General features: G+C 52.3%; 20 protein-coding genes. 10 read left to right on the forward strand and 10 right to left on the reverse strand.

Annotated features, from left to right (window positions below; translation table 11 throughout):
• The first annotated feature begins 43 nt into the window (after positions 1–43).
• Genes HY394_00640 through HY394_00655 form a run of 4 tightly spaced genes read left to right on the forward strand, consistent with a single transcriptional unit; the run spans position 44 to position 3,447 of the window.
• Positions 44–568 (forward strand): NUDIX domain-containing protein, encoded by a 525-nt coding sequence (locus tag HY394_00640; protein ID MBI4052527.1) that lies wholly within the window; start codon positions 44–46, stop codon positions 566–568.
• A complete protein-coding gene (locus tag HY394_00645) occupies positions 561–1,688 on the forward strand; it encodes a phosphomevalonate kinase (GenBank protein MBI4052528.1) in 1,128 nt (375 codons plus the stop codon). Before HY394_00640 ends, HY394_00645 begins: the two co-directional genes overlap by 8 nt.
• A gap of 1 nt (position 1,689) precedes the next feature.
• Positions 1,690–2,358, forward strand: a complete 669-nt coding sequence (locus tag HY394_00650) for an HAD family hydrolase (GenBank protein ID MBI4052529.1) — start codon at positions 1,690–1,692, stop codon at positions 2,356–2,358.
• A gap of 21 nt (positions 2,359–2,379) precedes the next feature.
• Positions 2,380–3,447, forward strand: a complete 1,068-nt coding sequence (locus tag HY394_00655) for a type 2 isopentenyl-diphosphate Delta-isomerase (GenBank protein ID MBI4052530.1) — start codon at positions 2,380–2,382, stop codon at positions 3,445–3,447.
• A 59-nt stretch (positions 3,448–3,506) separates the two neighbouring features.
• Here HY394_00655 and HY394_00660 read toward each other — a convergent pair whose 3' ends face one another.
• A complete protein-coding gene (locus tag HY394_00660; GenBank protein ID MBI4052531.1) occupies positions 3,507–3,758 on the reverse strand; it encodes a hypothetical protein in 252 nt (83 codons plus the stop codon).
• Positions 3,755–4,918 (reverse strand): hypothetical protein, encoded by a 1,164-nt coding sequence (locus HY394_00665; GenBank protein MBI4052532.1) that lies wholly within the window; start codon positions 4,916–4,918, stop codon positions 3,755–3,757. Before HY394_00665 ends, HY394_00660 begins: the two co-directional genes overlap by 4 nt.
• A 270-nt stretch (positions 4,919–5,188) precedes the next feature.
• Here HY394_00665 and HY394_00670 point away from each other — a divergent pair, with 270 nt between their 5' ends.
• A complete protein-coding gene (locus HY394_00670; GenBank protein ID MBI4052533.1) occupies positions 5,189–5,980 on the forward strand; it encodes a hypothetical protein in 792 nt (263 codons plus the stop codon).
• Positions 5,981–5,998: 18 nt separating this feature from the next.
• Here the strand turns inward: HY394_00670 and HY394_00675 are convergent, their stop codons facing one another.
• Positions 5,999–6,895, reverse strand: coding sequence for a hypothetical protein (locus tag HY394_00675; GenBank protein ID MBI4052534.1), 897 nt, complete (start codon positions 6,893–6,895; stop codon positions 5,999–6,001).
• 34 nt (positions 6,896–6,929) lie between these two features.
• Between HY394_00675 and HY394_00680 the strand changes: the two genes are divergently transcribed.
• Entirely contained in the window at positions 6,930–7,154 is a 225-nt protein-coding gene (locus tag HY394_00680) for a hypothetical protein (protein ID MBI4052535.1), read from the forward strand.
• 31 nt (positions 7,155–7,185) lie between these two features.
• Here HY394_00680 and HY394_00685 read toward each other — a convergent pair whose 3' ends face one another.
• Entirely contained in the window at positions 7,186–7,674 is a 489-nt protein-coding gene (locus HY394_00685) for a hypothetical protein (GenBank protein MBI4052536.1), read from the reverse strand.
• A 244-nt stretch (positions 7,675–7,918) separates the two neighbouring features.
• On the opposite strand from HY394_00685, the gene HY394_00690 reads away from it, so the two are divergent.
• From HY394_00690 to HY394_00705, 4 genes are all read left to right on the forward strand, one after another.
• Positions 7,919–8,476: a hypothetical protein gene (locus tag HY394_00690; protein MBI4052537.1), complete on the forward strand. Its 558-nt coding sequence runs from the start codon at positions 7,919–7,921 to the stop codon at positions 8,474–8,476.
• Positions 8,477–8,727: 251 nt separating this feature from the next.
• Positions 8,728–9,084, forward strand: coding sequence for a hypothetical protein (locus HY394_00695; GenBank protein ID MBI4052538.1), 357 nt, complete (start codon positions 8,728–8,730; stop codon positions 9,082–9,084).
• A gap of 30 nt (positions 9,085–9,114) precedes the next feature.
• The gene (locus HY394_00700) at positions 9,115–9,513 is read left to right on the forward strand and encodes a hypothetical protein (protein ID MBI4052539.1); all 399 of its coding nucleotides are present in this window, start codon (positions 9,115–9,117) and stop codon (positions 9,511–9,513) included.
• Positions 9,514–9,580: 67 nt separating this feature from the next.
• Complete coding sequence (locus HY394_00705) at positions 9,581–10,033, forward strand: hypothetical protein (protein MBI4052540.1); 453 nt, start codon at positions 9,581–9,583, stop codon at positions 10,031–10,033.
• A gap of 838 nt (positions 10,034–10,871) precedes the next feature.
• On the opposite strand, the gene HY394_00710 is transcribed toward HY394_00705, so the two are convergent.
• From HY394_00710 to HY394_00735, 6 genes are all read right to left on the reverse strand, one after another.
• Positions 10,872–11,045, reverse strand: coding sequence for a hypothetical protein (locus HY394_00710; protein ID MBI4052541.1), 174 nt, complete (start codon positions 11,043–11,045; stop codon positions 10,872–10,874).
• Between the two features lie 97 nt (positions 11,046–11,142).
• Positions 11,143–12,120, reverse strand: coding sequence for a hypothetical protein (locus HY394_00715; protein MBI4052542.1), 978 nt, complete (start codon positions 12,118–12,120; stop codon positions 11,143–11,145).
• Positions 12,121–12,124: 4 nt separating this feature from the next.
• A complete protein-coding gene (locus HY394_00720; protein ID MBI4052543.1) occupies positions 12,125–12,391 on the reverse strand; it encodes a hypothetical protein in 267 nt (88 codons plus the stop codon).
• 82 nt (positions 12,392–12,473) lie between these two features.
• On the reverse strand, positions 12,474–12,776 hold the full coding sequence (locus tag HY394_00725; protein MBI4052544.1) for a hypothetical protein: 303 nt from the start codon (positions 12,774–12,776) through the stop codon (positions 12,474–12,476).
• Between the two features lie 4 nt (positions 12,777–12,780).
• A complete protein-coding gene (locus HY394_00730) occupies positions 12,781–13,107 on the reverse strand; it encodes a hypothetical protein (GenBank protein ID MBI4052545.1) in 327 nt (108 codons plus the stop codon).
• Positions 13,108–13,380: 273 nt separating this feature from the next.
• Entirely contained in the window at positions 13,381–15,783 is a 2,403-nt protein-coding gene (locus tag HY394_00735; protein MBI4052546.1) for a hypothetical protein, read from the reverse strand.
• Between the last annotated feature and the right edge of the window lie 33 nt (positions 15,784–15,816).

The following is a 15,816-nucleotide window of genomic DNA, read 5'->3' on the forward strand; positions in this document are numbered from 1 at the left end:
AGGATGTTTTGGCTGCCGGATTTATTTTTGTCGGGTTTTTTTCATGGGCGAAATGCTGCAGATTTTCGACGAAAACAAAAAGCCGTTGGGTTTGGCGGACCGCAAGGACGTTCATTCGAAGGGATTGTTCCACGAAGCCGTGCACGTTCTGCTGTTCAATTCGAAAGGCGAAATGTTTCTCGGTCTGAGGGCAAAAGACAAGGACATAAATCCGGGCAAGTGGAGCACTTTCGGCGAGCACAAGAAGCCGGGCGAAAGCGACGAAGCTGCCATGCGGCGCGGCCTTAAGGAAGAGCTCGGCATAACCGAAAAAATCCCGCTTGAATTCGTCGGCGAGTTTTTGATGAAAAACCCGAAGGACAGGCAGTTCTCGCTAATTTACAAGGCGGTTTTTGACGGCAAAGTAATGTTTGCGGACAATGAAATGGAGGAAGGCAGATTCTTTCCGGTTTCGGAAGTCGGGCGCATGGTCGCAGAGGAACGCGACAAGTGCAGCCCGAATTTTTTGCAGGTCTGGGAATTCTTTTTGCAAAAAACGGGCGGCAAGGGAGACAAACAGCATGATTGAAGTGACTGTTTCTGCTCCGGGCAAGCTGATGCTTTCCGGCGAGTGGAGCGTTCTCGAAAACGGCGTTCCGTGCATTGTGCTTGCGGTTGACTCGCGCGTCAGCGCAACCGCAAGGGAAAGCAAGGCATTCGAGTTGCACGCGCCCGACGTCGGCCTGAATCGCGTGAAAGGCACGATTGCAGAAAACACGATTTCTTGGACAGGCGTTTTGGACGAAACACAGCGAGAGGCCATCCTTCTCCCGAAAGCCGCCATCGAAACCGCCCTGAAATTTTTGCACGGCAGGGGCATTGCCGTGAAACCGTTTTCCGTTGAAACTTCTTCCGCAATAAGCAGTGTTTCCCTGCCGAACGGCGAAAAGAAAAAAATCGGTTTCGGAAGCTCGGCGGCGGCCGTGGTTGCAATCGTTGCCGCGGTCCTCAAACTGCATGGAGTTGACGTTTCCTCGCGCAGCGGAAAAGATTCGGTTTACAAGCTTGCGGCTTTGGCGCATTTTTTGGGACAGGGGAAAATCGGTTCGGGCTTTGACATCTGCGCCTCGGTGTTCGGGAATGCCACGGTTTACAGGAGATTTGACGCGGAATGGCTGCTGAAAGAAGTTGAAAGCAGAAAGCCTTTGCCTGAAATAGTCGATTCGGAGTGGAAGGGCTATTATGCAGAGCCGATTGTCCTGCCGCCGGATTTCAGGCTGTGCGTGGGCTGGACCGGCAAGAGCGCTTCCACGAAAGAGCTTGTGCTCAAAATAAGGGAATTCAAAAAGGAAAATGAAAAGGATTACTGGAATGTAATCAACGCAATCAAGAGAACAACGGAGCAGCTGATCGGGGCGCTCAAGGCAAACGACAAAAAAATGGCGATGGCGATGCTGGATGAAAACCGCGCTTTGCTCAAAGTGCTTTCCGACAAGAGCAAAAACAACCTTGAAACGCCCGAGCTGGCAAGGCTGGCCGACCTTGCCGTTGAATGCGGCGCCGCGGGAAAGTTTTCCGGCGCGGGCGGCGGCGACTGTGCGATAGCCGTTTGTTTTGATGGCAAAACCGCGGAAAAAGTCAAGCGCGCGTGGAAGGAAAACGGCTTCGTTCCAGTGGATGTGCGGGTTGCGGAAAAGGGCGTTGAATGAAATGCCGATGCAAAAGCTTGAAGCAGTCATTTTTGACTTCAACGGCGTCATTGCAGATGATTTGGAAATCAGTCTCGACAATTTTGTCGAACTCGCGAAACGGCACGGTTCCATGGCGTCCCGCCAAGATTTTGTGGACATTTTGCCCACGCCCACAATCCGGAAAATGCATTTGATTGTTGAGACCGGTTCCGACATAAAAGATGCGGCACAACTGCTGAAAGAAAACTCGGAAATATATGCCGAAAGCATCCGAGAGAAAAGCGTCCTGTTCCCGAAAGCCGAGGAAACGCTTATTGGGTTGGCGAAAAAATTTCCGCTGGCGCTTGTTTCAAATGTTTTCAAGGCTAAGTTTGATGCCGCGATAAGCGCAAAGGCAAAGGAATGTTTTTCATTCATTATTACTTCGGACCAGATGGAAAAGCCGAAGCCGGAACCGGATGCCTTATTGCTTGCGGCAAAAAAGCTCGGCGTGAAACATGAAAACTGCGTTTATGTGGGCGATTCCGAGCCGGACATGATTGCGGCAAACAAGGCCGGCATGGTCGCAATAGGAGTCGCGAAAAACGATTCAATCAGAAAAACGCTTGAGGAGAACGGCGCGCATTTGATAATTTCAAACATTGCTGAACTGCCGGCCTGCCTTGCGGTGATTGAGAAAAGCATTTAATTTCGTTCAGCCTTTCTTTGTGTGGCCGGGTTTGGTGGAATGATGGCAATCGAGGACCGCAAGACAGAGCATCTGCGCATTTGCCGCGATAGGAACGTGCAGTTCAGGGAAAAGACAACGGGCCTGGAAAACGTTGCGTTCAAGGGCATCGAACTTGAATACAAGGCATTGCCTGAAATCAGCAGGGCAGACATTGACCTGTCAACATCTTTTTTTGGAAAAAAGTTTTCCGCGCCGCTCATGGTTTCGGGCATGACCGGCGGGGTGGAAGCGGCAAGGCAAATCAACCGCGACATTGCAATGGCTGTTCAGGAACTCTGCCTGGGAATGGGTGTGGGCAGCCAGAGAGCCATGCTTGAAAAGCCGGAGCTTGCACGCACCTACCAGTTGAGGGATGTTGCGCCCGGAATTTTTTTGGCCGGAAACATCGGCATTGCAAACCTCCATCTTTATTCGGTTGAACGGATTGCCGAAGGCCTTGACCGAATAGGTGCCGACGCGCTTGCAATTCACGTTAATGCCTTGCAGGAGGCGGTCCAGCCCGAAGGCGACACGGATTTTCGGGGCAGGCTGAAGGAAATAAAGCGCGTGGCAAAGGGCCTGAAAAAACCGGTTTATGTCAAGGAAGTAGGCCATGGAATAAGCGCAAGTGTGGCGAAATCTCTGGGCAAGACGGGCATCAAGGCGATTGATGTTCAAGGCGCAGGCGGAACAAGCTGGGTCGGCGTTGAAGCCCTGCGCGAAGGGGCGAACCGCGAGCTGGGCGAAGCGTTCTGGGACGAAGGCATACCAACGGTTGACAGCATTCTTAACGTTAAAAAGTTTTTCAAAGGCAAAATCATTGCTTCGGGCGGCATTCGCTCGGGTTTGGACATTGCAAAGGCAATCGCTTTGGGCGCGGACCTTTGCAGTATTGCATTGCCCGTCTTCAAGGTCCAGCAGGCCGCGGGAAGCGCGGGCGTGAAAAAGTATCTGGGACAGCGCATCCTCGAACTCAAAACCGCGATGTTTGTGTGCGGTGCGAAAAACGTGAAGGAACTGAAAAAGCAGAAAATCGTTTTCAAAAACGACTGCAAAACAAAACGCTGATTCTACATAATACTTGAATTAAATAAAAAATAAAAAAAGAAAAGTGAACGCCTGCGCGTTCACTGGAATGTGCTGTCGTCGACTCCGGAATCTCCGACATTCGGGTCCATTGCGTTTGCGCCGGTTTCAAGGTCGGACGCATCCTGAATCATCTGGTCGACCTGCTGTTCGGTCAGGGTTGCGGTGCCATCCTTTGTTCCGGCGTCCTGCGCACTGGATTTGTCGGGCTGTTTCTGCTGTGCGCAGCCCGAAAACGCGACCAAAACGAAGAGTGCCAGAATGGCTGTCGCTATTTTGGCTTTCGCTTTCATTCCGTCACCTCCGCGTTCGTGTCGGCGTTCACATCGGCATTCGCCTGCATGTCCTCTATTTCAAGTTCCTCGTCGATTTGCGCGGAAGTTGTCGAGGCCGACTGCACTTCGATTGTTGCCGAAGCCTTTTCGCCGTTCGCCAGCTGCCTGTACTCTATGACGATCTGCTTCAGGGCCTTGAAGGCTTCGACGTACATCCTGTTTGCCTTCACGGACAGCCTGTGCGCTTCGACAAGGACCGCCTGCTTGTCCTGCGCGGTTTCGGCCTCCTGCCACCTGGTTTTCAGGTCCGCGTGAATCTGTGTCACGAGTTCTATGTGCGCCTTGAACTCTTCAAGCGCGGCGCGAAGCTTTGCGACGTCGCCGCCTTTCGCCTCAAGGTCGTCGATTCTCTTCGACATGTTGTCGTAAGCCTGGTTTGCCCTCGTTTCAAGCGAGTTCAGCTTGTTGTCGAAGAATCTTGCGGCTTTCAGCTGCGCCTTGTCGCGCGCATTTTGCCAGATTTCACGAACCCGTTTTGCCGCGGCCACGATGTCGTCCTTTGACACGTTTTCGTCCTGCAGTGAAACCTTGAGGTCCTGCAATGACTGGATTGTGGCGTCGACATTGTCCGGAGCGTTCCCGCTTTCCTTCAATGCATTGAGCTTGTCGAGGATTGCGTCGATCTGGTTTTCAATGGAAACGGCCGCCCTGCCTTTGAGTTTTACGAGCAGTTCAGCTTTTTTGTCTGAAGACGCGTTTTTGTACTCGTCGCGCGCTTCAAGCAAGCCTTGTTTCTGGTTCTGCAGCCTCTGCTTCGCATCCAAAAATTTTTGGCGCGCGTCAAGGTAATTCTGCCTCGCATTTGAAATGTTCTTCTGCAGTTCCTGCGCCCGCTCCTTGATTCTTTCAAGGGCCTGCGCCCTTGCCTCGGCATTGGCGTTCAGTTTTTCCCTTATCTGTTCCCTCTGCTGCGGGGACAGGATTCCGCCGATTTTTCCAGAAACGTCCGCGTTTGCATTTGCGCCGGCTTCCGCTTTTGCCTGTCCGCCGACACCCACTTTAAGCCTTGTATTCAAACCAGTTCCTGCGCCCGCGCCAAGCTGTGCAAACGCAAAGCCCGACAAGCCGACAAGCAGGAACAACGCAAACAATGAAAGAAGAATTGTCTTGCTTTTCATAACCAAGCCTCCATGGTTTTACGATTTTTCTTTTCCGAATTTTTTCCGGCATGGCCGGAAGCCTTGAACAATTGCCGCCGAGATTCTTTAAAAGCATTCTTTTCGCACGTGAAACAACAAAGCTTTATGCGCCTTTTTTTGCGTGCACAAAGCTTTATGCGGGCGTTTCAAGCTTTAATCGGAAATTTTGCGGTTTTTTGGCAAATATTTAAATGCGTTCATCGGCTTAATTGTTTTGTGAAAAAGGCTTTTTTTGCGATTGCAGTTTTTTTGGCGTTCGCGCAAATCGCATTTGCCGCAACCGTGCACGGCGAAATCTTTTCATGGGACGCCCTAGACCATGTAACCGATGCGGTTATCACTGTCGACTCCGTGCCGGAACAAAGGATCGTTTCATCGGACGGAACATACTCTTTTGACCTGCCCGCCGGAGATTTCATTGTCCGGGCCGAACTCGTGCGGAACAATGAGCTTGTTCTTTTTGCCGATGAAAATGTTTCAATAAATGCCGACGGGAACTTTCGTTTGGACCTCATAATGTTTCCCCCCATAGGCAACCATGAGTCCGATTTGCTGCTGCCCGAACTCGATTCGGGCATAACCAACGACACGTTTTCGGAAACCGATGCAAACTCTCCTGCGCAGGGCACGCCCACGGTAAACGAAAAGGGAGATTCCGGCAATTCTGCCACGGAACAAGGCCAAGGCCAGGACAACGGTTTTTTCCTTGCGGCAATAGTTGTCGCGTTCCTTGGCGTTCTTGCCGCGGGGCTGATGGCGTTTTTCAGGCGCGGGAAAAAACCCGCAAAATCGGCGGAAACAAATGCTGTGCCGCTTCAGGAAAAGGAAAAAGGCGGTTCCGAAAACTTTGACAAATACGCCCTGGAAGTGCTGGATGTTTTGCGGAGAAGCGGAAACAGGCTGACACAAAAGGAACTCCGCGAAAAAATTTCAAGCGTGGGCGAAGCCAAAATTTCGCTCATCGTTTCCGAGCTTGAGGCCGCCGGAAAAGTAAAAAAAATCAAGCAGGGCCGCGGAAACATAATCGTGCTGAAAGAATAATGTTTTTCATGTCTTGTTTTAGGCAAGAATTTCGCGCACGCCTTTCGCCGTGAAACCGCTTTCTTGAACAAGTTTGAGTACACGCGCTTTTTCCGTGCCCATTCCCTTTTCGTCGAACAAAAACCCGGCAAACCTTTCGCCAGCGCATTCCACGGCGGCAACGCTTTTCTCCAGCATTTTCCCATCGAAATTTTGCAGATTGTATTTCGGGCAGACATGCGAAACGCAGAAAGGCGTTTCAAGCAGCAGCTTTGAGAATTCCGGGCAGTAATGCCCGCCGCCAAGGCCGACAAACGTTCCGCTCCGAACCGCGGAGGGGCTCCCATCCCCAGTTCTAGGGGATTCCTGACCCTCCCCCGAAAAACTTTCGTTCAGCACGGTTTCAACGACCGCTTCCGCCGCGCGCAGGTCATTCCATTGCCCTTCGCTTGAGCCCAGTTCGATGAACACGCACGGCTTTTCCAGGAACGGGCCGTGGTGCGTTGCCTCCAGGCACACGTCATAAGCCAAACCCCCCTTTTCCTTTTGCGCCTGCAAGCCGCGCAGGTAGTTTTTCATCAGCGAGCCGGAGGCCGGCACAATTTCCCTTGCCTTTCCCCCATGCGAATTGTCCTTGCCCCAGTTGCCTATGGCGTGCACGGATAGCGTGGGCTTTTTCGACTCCGAGGCATGCCTTGAAGCAAAGACAAAGCAGTCCGTTTGGTTTTTCCATCCGCGCAAATGCTCCGCAAAAATCTGGAATTCGTTCAAGGTCAGCAGTTCAAAATCCCTGAACGCAAGCACTTCGTTGCCGTCAAAAGTCTTGCCGGTCGCCTTGAACGCCGCCTTCTCCAGAAACAGCCTGCGGAAATTCATTCCGGCAACGTCGGCCTTTGAAACCACAATCGTGAAGCTCATAAATTTTTTTGACGCCAAAACAATTAAATATGTGGACGCGGTAAAGTCTTTCATGGCACCAACAGGAAAGCCACGTGAGCCGAGAAAAATCGGTCCGGGCAGGCTTGCGCAAACCAGAAGCGGCCAGCCTTGGGAATCGCCTTACGACCCTGCAGATGTTCCTGGGCCGCATAGGGCGCTGATGCACGGCGACCAAGGCGATGCGGCAAGGATGAGAAGCTGGGTTGCGGACTTAAGTGCGCGGAAAACCCGAAAACCAACCGACGCGGACAAATAATTTTTCTTATGCTTGTCTGCAAAAATTTGGTTTACCTGTTTTGCCCGTAGCTTTCCGCCAATTTCGCGATCACGTTTTCGATGTCGTCCATTGTCTCGTTGACGGGCTTTTTGACCCAGTGCGAAAACGATTCCTTCAGGTTCTGCTGTTCGCCGTAAGGCGAATTGTTGATGTGGTATTTCGCTTTCTTGCGGACGACAATGCCGGCGTCAATGAGCCTGTTGACGTGGTAGCGCAAAAGCTTTTCGGATATTTCCTTGTTGTACCTCAGCTTTATTTCGAGCTGGATGTCGCCGGTCGAAGGGCTTGCTTTTTTTGCAAGCAGGAAATCGAACAAAACATCGACAACTTCAAGCACGGTCGAGCGCGACTCCTTTTCCGAAATCAGGCCGAATGAAAGGCAGAACCAGCGCAGAAGGGAACGCTTTGTCAGAAGCACTTCCGGCGGCAAATCCATTTTTCGGAAAGTGAAGGAATTGCGGACAAGCGCGCTTTCCGGAAACTCAAAATTATCCGCCAAATTAGCACCAAGTCTGTTCGAAAAGGAAACACTATATTTCCCAAACTTAAAGTTATTAGTTGACGGTGCTATTTATTCTTTTCCCCGTTTGACTTCGAAAGGCATATATTCCACTTTGCGATAACATTCTTTTGGATAACATTCTTGCTTCTGGATTTTTGAGGAATTTAAGATGGTAAGTGCAAGATCGCCCCATAAACTGAATATGGTTGCCCGGAATTCCTTAACGGAGCCGGGCGTGAGAGTGAAGCCTGCCCGCAGGCTAAGGCTTGTGAATGCAATGCCCGTCAGCGAGCCGGCTTCGAGCGGGCCGGAATTGGCAACGCTCATGACTCCGGCAGAACGCAGGGAACTTGCAAGGCAACGGAAAAACGCCGAATTTGTGGCCCGGCTTGTGGCAGCGCACCCGGATAAAGTGGGGCCGGAAGATGTCATGGCACGCCTCAAGGCAGCGGCAAGGCAGCGCGCCGTTGCCAGATTTGAACTGGAACAATCAATGAGCCCGGCAGAACGGGAACGGCAAAGGCAAGAGCAGGACAGGGCAGTCAAAAGATTGCAGGACATCAGGGATACGCTGACCGTGGGCCAAATGGTCGGAGTGGCAAGAGAGGCGCTTGGAAGAATCGGTTCCGCCAACGGAAAAGTGTCCCCGCGGATTTCCGTCATAAAGGCTTTGCAGGACAGCCATTTTCTTGTCCTGTTTGACGGCGACGGAATTTATGTCCGGGTCAAGGATAATTGGTTCAATATTTTTGATCCAAGAAAAAAACAGTTTTTGCTGGATCCGCCCAGAAAGCTTTAAGAATTCCTGATTAATTAAATTAATGGTGCCGGGTGAAATCCGCGAGAAAAAACCAGGCACGCCAAAACCGCGAGTGATGTTTTGTGAGGCAACCGCGCGCATCCAGTCCAACCGCCATGGATCCACACCAGTCAGCTACATAACGCCAGCCAGTCTTTTCACATGAAAAAGTCTTTTAAGCAGGAAACAACAATAGTAAAATCCAGGGCATAATTTTTTCGCTTGGTTTTTTTGAAGCGGAAGTGATGGCTATGGTTGTTTCAATTATGGCAAGGTTTCATCCCTTGCGGTTGAAAGTTTCTAGAAGGGAACCGGTCGAACTGGAACTAACTCTTGCCAACGACGGCAAAGCAAAAAAACTCAGCGTGGACATTGCTTTGGGTTTGGGCCTGAGCTTCCAGCGCGGCGGCTTCAAGACTAATGTAATGGAACGGCTTGACGCAATCGGCCCGAACGAGTCAAAAACCCTTTTCTACCAGATATGGCCAAAGCACGACGTGCGCTTCGGCGAAATGCCGATCCGCATCCGCGTGCTCGAACACGGCGAATCGTTCGCGCAAATCCTCAAGCAGGACATTGCAGAGGAAAGCCTGATAGTCGAGGAATAGCTTTTCAATGAATGTGTGGCGGTGTGCTGTTTGAGGGAACCGGCGGAACATGGTGCGCGCCGGAAGCAAAGGCGGATTAGGCTGGACTTTGCCAATGCGGGAAAGCTTGCGGAGTTTTATGCCGGCCGGGGCAATCTTTCGGAAGAACTTGACCGGGTTGGAAGGCTTTTGCCGGACGACCTGAAACGGCACGTTCCAAATTTTATCCTGTTTCCGAGGCCGGTCTGCCGGCTCGCAATTGCAATGAGAAGCAATGCGGCGTACGTGCCGCTGTTGAAAGTCGGGGTCTATGTCTGGCATAAGCCGTCCGGAAGAATGTTTTTGATACGTTTGCCGGACGACCGCCATGAAAATCCTCTGGTTTCTTCGGTGAGTGGTGTGCGTGAAATGAAGCTGGCAATGGAGTCTGGGTATGTTTCGGTTGAATAGCCCGTGTGCATTGCATTTTTTTGATAAAGATTAAAAACCGCCGCGCCTTAACTTATTCTGGTTAAAAATGCCCGAACCGCGCAAAGGCTTTTTTGGAAACCTGCACGAGCGAGCCCATGAAACGGTCCGCAGACTCGTCGAACGAGAAAGGTCAAAGCATGCTTTCAGGCGCGAAAGCGCGCCGATTGTTCAAGAACTCGCAGACACTCAAAGGCAAATCTCGGAAGCCGAGCGAACTTTGACGCTTGTCCGGGAAGCGCAGGTGACCAGAGCAAAATCAAGAAACGGTCCGCGCAAGCCGACCGTGGCGGAAATAATTGCGGATGGTTCCGGCCGTTTCAATAACACGACGCTTGAAGCAGCGGAAAGCGAACGGCAAAGGGCTGAAGCGTTTCTCGCGGACCTTGAGCCGAGAGTTTCGCAGATTGAAGCCGGACTTAAAATTTTGCGGAGAAAGCAAACCGGGCTGCTAGGACATATCAAATCGCTTCGGGAACAGCACGGCCTGGCAAGGCAATAAACCAAAACGATTATGTATTTTCAATCTACATAAACATGCGTCTAATGTCTGTTTTTTTGTCTTATCTTTCCATGCCTTCTCACGGATGGCTTGGTGCGACCAATACTGCCAAAGGGCACATTTTGAAGAACATGTGGGCGGCCGGCGCAGCGATGAATGTGTCTGGCCGCGTGGCAGCAATGCGCCTAAGACAGCCAGGAGAAATGGGGTCATTTGGTTGGGCTGCGCGAAGAGTTGGTGCTATTCCTGCCGCTCAAGGACCGGATTATCGGGGAAGTGCCGGCACGTCCTGCCGTTCATTTGGCTGATTTTGAGGCAAATCCGCGTTCCTATTGCAGTTGTGGCAGTTTTGCGGGAACTATGGCTTGAGGTGCAGGGGCGGGCTTGTCAGGCAAAGCGCATGGCCAGCACGGCCGGCAGTGGCCTGTGTTTTCCTGCTATTTTCGAGCCACCCACAGCACATCTTATACATAACCTTTCTGGCTTTTTTCCCTCCAAGCCACCCGGCAAAAACCCTGCTCCGCGCCTTTGAGCCACCTCGCGCTCCAGCCAGCCGGTTTGGGAATCATTTTTGCAAATTAACGGAATTTTCCGAAGGGATTTTGCGGTCTAATAGAGGTTGTGCCGAATTACGTGTGTTTGGGGGAAGTTTGGGGGTGAAAACGCGCCCAGATTGCCGGAATCGGGGGTTTGTGGCAACTGTTTGAGTCAAGACGAAGCGAAGGAGGTTATGTATAAATTAGTGTTTAGTTTGCCTGTTTTTCCAGCAAAACCGCGTAACCTGTCTCCTTCGTTTTTTGGCCGCGCGGTTCACATTCAATCGGCGTTTGAAGTCCTATTACGGTTTGGCTAAGTGGCTGTGCGTCATCGCTTCCAGGAACGAATGGCAGTGCATTTCTTCCGCGCCGAAAAGGCCTGTCGGTGCGCCATGGCAATATGTTCCCGGCCAAAGCAGTATTCCAAGGATTATGGCCACGGCCAGCAGGATAATGATTACAGTTTTGCTGTCCATTAAAAAATTGCAGCGGTTTTGCTTCTTATGCCTTTTGCAGAAAATTTTGGATTTTTTTCCTAAAAAAAGGTTTTTTATGACAAAACGGCGTTTGCGGCTATCTTCTCCCGCGCTTTGCCAAATCCCTTGCAACCGCGGTTTCGTCTTCTCCGCCCATTATCCTGTCAACGCCCCTTTCCAACGATTCTTCCGGCACGCCCCTTTCCGTCAGCCTGTTGGCGTGCTTTTGCCTTATCCCTTCGGCACGTTCAGCAATGTCAAGTATCGCATACCAGCCTTCACGGGCAAGATAAGACCGTTCCTCGCCGGCGGCTGTCCGCATTTCTTCCGTTTGCATCTGCTCCAATATTTTCCTTATGTTTTCATTGGTTGGGCGCAATCCCTGTTCGGCAAGCCGCCTGCCCGCCTCTTCAACGATTCTTGCGGAGTGCCCGTCGGCTCTAAGCCTGCTTTCCGCGCGAACCTGCCTGAAATGCAAAAATATTTCTTCATCTGATTTGCCCTGCTGTGCCATTGCGAGCGCCAGCCCGATTTGCCTTTCAGAAAAGCCTTCGCCTCTCAGAACTTCCACCACTGCGCCTTGCGTGCCTTTGGGTTCCGGGCGTTCGGCGGCCTGGCTTTGCCTGCGTTGCGCTTCCCTATCCCTACCGTGAACTTCGGCAAGAATTTCTTCCCCGGTTTGCCTGCCTTCAAGCGTGCGCCTCAAAACTTCCCGCTTGTCCGCCGGAGAAAGCCCCCGCCAGACAGGGCTGGCCGAAAGTTCCATTTCTGCGCTGACCATTTCCCAGGCCTGCGCCGGCGTAAGGCTTTCGCGCTCCGCGGTTTCAAAAACAGTCAGATGATACTCTTCAGGCACGCCTCTTGCAAGAAGCTGTTGCGCAACGTGCAACGGAACGCCCCCCGCAGCTTGTGGTCTGCGTTGCCCCTGGCTTTCCGCGTATTTGCCGCCGCCTCTGACACGCAGCGCCTCTTCGGCTTCCGGCCCTTCCGGTTTTTTTGGTTGGCGTGCCTGTCTTTCGCCCCTGTCATGTTTTCGCTCTGCGGCAGAACCGCTTCGATTGCGTCCTTTTGGCATTTTTTCACCTTTGCGTTTGCCTTCTGCCCCGTGTAGTGAAACGTGCCACAACGGCGCTCATGCTGTCCCCATTTTCAAGCCCTTCAAGCGCTTCCTCAAGACTTGCGGTTGGAACGCCGTTCCGCAACAAAATTCCCTTGGCTTTCCTTCTTTCTTGAAAGCGGATGCCCCTGTCAAGCGCGCCAGCCGCAATTCTTTTATTTGCATCCCGCCATTTTGTAACCCCTTTGTGCCTTGAACCCGAACCGGGCCTGCCGGAATTCCTTGACATTCAAACGCCTCCAAATTTACTCGCTTCAATTAAGCTGTAAATTATTGGCTGGCGGGATATAAAAGCTTTTACAAAAAAACAGTTATGTATTTGTTTTGCGTTCGGCGACCACGTCTTCGATTGCCATTCGTTGCGGTGCGCCTTGCTCCATTTTCTTCAAAACCGCTTCGACCGCGCCGCGCATTTGAACGCCGCTCAACCCCCGCTGTCTCAAGGCACTGTCGATTTCAGGGCGCAAGGCGCTTATTCTATTCAGGCCCGCTTGCTGGGCGCGAAGTCTGTCTTTGCCTTCTCTGGCTTCCTTTCGCCTCTGCCTTGCCTCGGGCGTTGCCCAAGGGAAAATCCTTTTCCAAAGCGGTTCGCGTTTCGGTGGTTCTCCTGCCATGTTTTCACCCGCTGCCTTGCGGCGGTTTCCTGAGGCTTTCGTAAAATGTTTGCGCTGTTTTTTCCACCGCAAGGCCATCGTCAAAGCCCGCCCGCAGGTGTTCCCTTACAAGGTTCATTGCAGGCGTCAAAAGGTTCTGCGGCAATGGCGTGCCCAATTCAATCAATCTCGCCTGAAGGCCGCGCAACAGTCTCACGCTGTGAAACTGCTCGATGTGATGGGCTTCAACTTCCGTTGCAGCCGCCTGGACGGCCCTGGCTTCCTCCATCCCGCCGAATATTTTTTGCATTGCAATCCGGGCGGTTTCGTCCACAAACGTCAAAGGAACCAACCGGCCGGCTGAATCTCTTACCCTTTGTTGTTGTTCTTGATGTGCAACGGTCCGCCGGCCTGCTTCTTCAAGTTCCCGTTTTGCGGCTTCCATTCGCGCGCGGGCTCCGGTAATGTCTGGCTTCCGCCCTCCGGTTCTGTCAGGCCCTTCCACCATTTTTTCCCTCATTAATCTTTGCAGATTAAGATTGTATTGATTTGGGGTTTGTTGAATAAAAACATTTCTAAAAAAACGTTATGTATCTGTTGCTTCTTTTTTTTGTCTGAACAGTTTTCATTTTCGCTTTTTCCTGAGTTTTTGCGCGGAAAAGCGCGAAAAAGAGAACAGGCCGAACCCTGCCAAAACCGCTACCACTCCGACAGCCAGGTTTTCCACTGGTGGAAAGAATCCGAGGAAACCTGTTATGCCTGTGCCTGGTGCCGCTTCAGGTTTTGGCTTCGGCGCCAAGGCAGTGTCTGGCGCGCCCACCCGCCCGGCTATTGGCCTTTTGATTGCATCTGGCTTTGTTTCCGGTGTCAGGCTTTCGGTGGGCTCTGCCTGCTCCGCAACCGGCGCCGGTGCGGGCAATGCAGGGGTGGTTGTTGCGTCCGGTGCCTGCGCCGGAGTCTGGTTTGCTGTTGTGCTTCCTCCCCCCGTTTGCGTTTGCGCGCTTGCCTGGCTTGTCTGCGTGAATGTTGCAAACAACGTGAAGTGTTTTGTCCAAATCACCAGGTCAGAGCCGACGGTTATCCTGCAGTCGCCTTCCGCAGGCAAAGCATCTCCCGCTGCCTGCGTGTCGGCTGAACAGGTGGTTGAAATCGGGTAAAACGTTCCGTTCCTTGAATAGCCTGCATATTTTCCGGCCTGGCCTGAAAAGAGCAGTCTTGCAGCCTTGTCGAACAGGATTTTCGTGTCACCAAACCCTATTTCAATGACGCCCACGTCGCCTGCTGTTGTTCCGGAATCAGGCGTTACCGAAACCATCGAACCTGCCTTCACTGTCGGAACATTGATTGTCCCGTTCCAGCCTGCCCCGCCCGTTATTTTTGTTCCGGCCGGAAGCACGGCAGAATAGTTGTTGTCCCCCGCCCTTTCCATTGAAAGGCCGTTGGACAGGGTTACGCTGTTGTTCGAGTCGACCAAGCCTGAAAAGTCGAGCCAGACGTTCTGGTCCGGCTGCACGGTGTCAGGCACAACGATTTTTTGCAGGGGCGAACCCGATTGGACAATTATTTCATGTGTGTTTGCGTCGGTTGTCATGCTGTTCGCGTCAACCACAAGCTGATTCGCGTCGGCAATCCTGATCATCCTGCTTTCGGTTCCTTCAATGTTGCCCGCGCCGTCGGTGCTGTAAAACCTGATGTAAGAAATGCCTTTGGCGTTCACTGAAACCGCCGCGGAATATTCCGTTGCCGGCGCGCATCCGTTATTTGTGTCAGTGCAATATGCTGTTGCAGTGCAGCCTGCGCCGTTTCCGTCTTCGCAGGCCAGGGAAACAGAAACGCTCTTGTCATTCGTCCACGAATTGAAATCATAGCTTCCCGCGTTCGCGCCGGTTGAAGGGGCGGTCCTGTCAATGTTCAGGTTTCTGGTCGGGCTTGTTCCCTCGTTTGCAACATTGTCTGTGCAGGAAACGCGCCAGGCGGCAGGGCCGTCGTTCAGGCCGGAAATGTTCTCGTTCGCAAATGCAGATGCAATGCCGCTGTTGAAATCGCCTGAATTGCTTTGAATGCCGTTGAGGAGCAGCCGGCATTGCAGTTGGCTGCTGTTGTCATCCGCCGAAAAGTTGAAGTCCGCTGAATTTGATGCAGTGAAAACGCTGTCATCCGGGCCCGCGAGCGCAATTGCCGGCGCGTCGTTGTCAACGGTAACCTGTACTCCGCCGGTTGTCAGAGAGTTTCCGGCATTATCGTAAACTTTGAGGTACAGGGACCGGGTTCCATTAACGTCTGCCGCGTTTGTGTCCCATTGGATTGAATACGGCGCGCTTGTGTCCTCGCCGATTTTTGTTCCGGGACTCCCGAACCAGAATTCCACTCTTGCTATTCCTGAGCCGCTGTCAGATGCGTTCGCGTCGATTGTGGCTGTTCCATTCAAAGTGCTGTCCGCGGCGGGCACGGTGATGTTTCCGTCCGGTGCAATCGTGTCAATTATTGAATGGCCCGCCGGCGATATCGGCGCACTGCCCGTGCCCGGCCAGTCGCCGCTTTGGAATGAAAGCTTGTTTTTGCTGACGTTGAGGTCGACAGTGTTTCCGTTTTCCGCTGACGGCGCAATGTCGACTGCGAGATAAAACTGTTTCGCCGCATTTTCATCCAGGTCGCAGGCGCTGTCGGGGTTTATCCTGTATTCCTCATTATCAGGCGAACTGTCCTGCCCGCACAGCACGTCGGTCGAGGAATCGAACGTTCCGTTGTTTCCGTCGCTTTCCGCATAAAGGTAAACAGCTGAAACATCAGCCGTGTCTGTTCCGGAATATTCGATTTTCGCTGAAGTGCCGCTGCCCCAGTTATCGCCGTTGTCCCTGATGCTCGTCAGTGTGAATGTGGCCATTGGCACTTTTGTTGCACCCGCACTCACATAATCAGGGGTCAGGCCGGCAACCGCGCTTTGCGTTATCTTGGATGATGATGCAGCAGCCTGTCCAGCAAGGAAAAGCAGGAAAACGGCAATCCAAAAGAAATTTTTCGGGTTCATTGGCCTGCTCCTGTTCTATATGCGCCGAGTTTG

It is taken from the genome of Candidatus Diapherotrites archaeon (assembly GCA_016205145.1).
Classification (GTDB): Archaea; Iainarchaeota; Iainarchaeia; order Iainarchaeales; family JACQJH01; genus JACQJH01.

Coding starts and splice junctions, on each gene's coding strand:
- HY394_00705 (MBI4052540.1), top strand. CDS start 9,581: ATGCCCGAACCGCGCAAAGGCTTTTTTGGAAACCTGCACGAGCGAGCC.
- HY394_00680 (MBI4052535.1), top strand. CDS start 6,930: ATGGCACCAACAGGAAAGCCACGTGAGCCGAGAAAAATCGGTCCGGGC.
- HY394_00725 (MBI4052544.1), bottom strand. CDS start 12,776: ATGGCAGGAGAACCACCGAAACGCGAACCGCTTTGGAAAAGGATTTTC.
- HY394_00650 (MBI4052529.1), top strand. CDS start 1,690: ATGCCGATGCAAAAGCTTGAAGCAGTCATTTTTGACTTCAACGGCGTC.
- HY394_00645 (MBI4052528.1), top strand. CDS start 561: ATGATTGAAGTGACTGTTTCTGCTCCGGGCAAGCTGATGCTTTCCGGC.
- HY394_00660 (MBI4052531.1), bottom strand. CDS start 3,758: ATGAAAGCGAAAGCCAAAATAGCGACAGCCATTCTGGCACTCTTCGTT.
- HY394_00710 (MBI4052541.1), bottom strand. CDS start 11,045: ATGGACAGCAAAACTGTAATCATTATCCTGCTGGCCGTGGCCATAATC.
- HY394_00735 (MBI4052546.1), bottom strand. CDS start 15,783: ATGAACCCGAAAAATTTCTTTTGGATTGCCGTTTTCCTGCTTTTCCTT.
- HY394_00715 (MBI4052542.1), bottom strand. CDS start 12,120: ATGCCAAAAGGACGCAATCGAAGCGGTTCTGCCGCAGAGCGAAAACAT.
- HY394_00665 (MBI4052532.1), bottom strand. CDS start 4,918: ATGAAAAGCAAGACAATTCTTCTTTCATTGTTTGCGTTGTTCCTGCTT.
- HY394_00695 (MBI4052538.1), top strand. CDS start 8,728: ATGGTTGTTTCAATTATGGCAAGGTTTCATCCCTTGCGGTTGAAAGTT.
- HY394_00640 (MBI4052527.1), top strand. CDS start 44: ATGGGCGAAATGCTGCAGATTTTCGACGAAAACAAAAAGCCGTTGGGT.
- HY394_00720 (MBI4052543.1), bottom strand. CDS start 12,391: ATGTCAAGGAATTCCGGCAGGCCCGGTTCGGGTTCAAGGCACAAAGGG.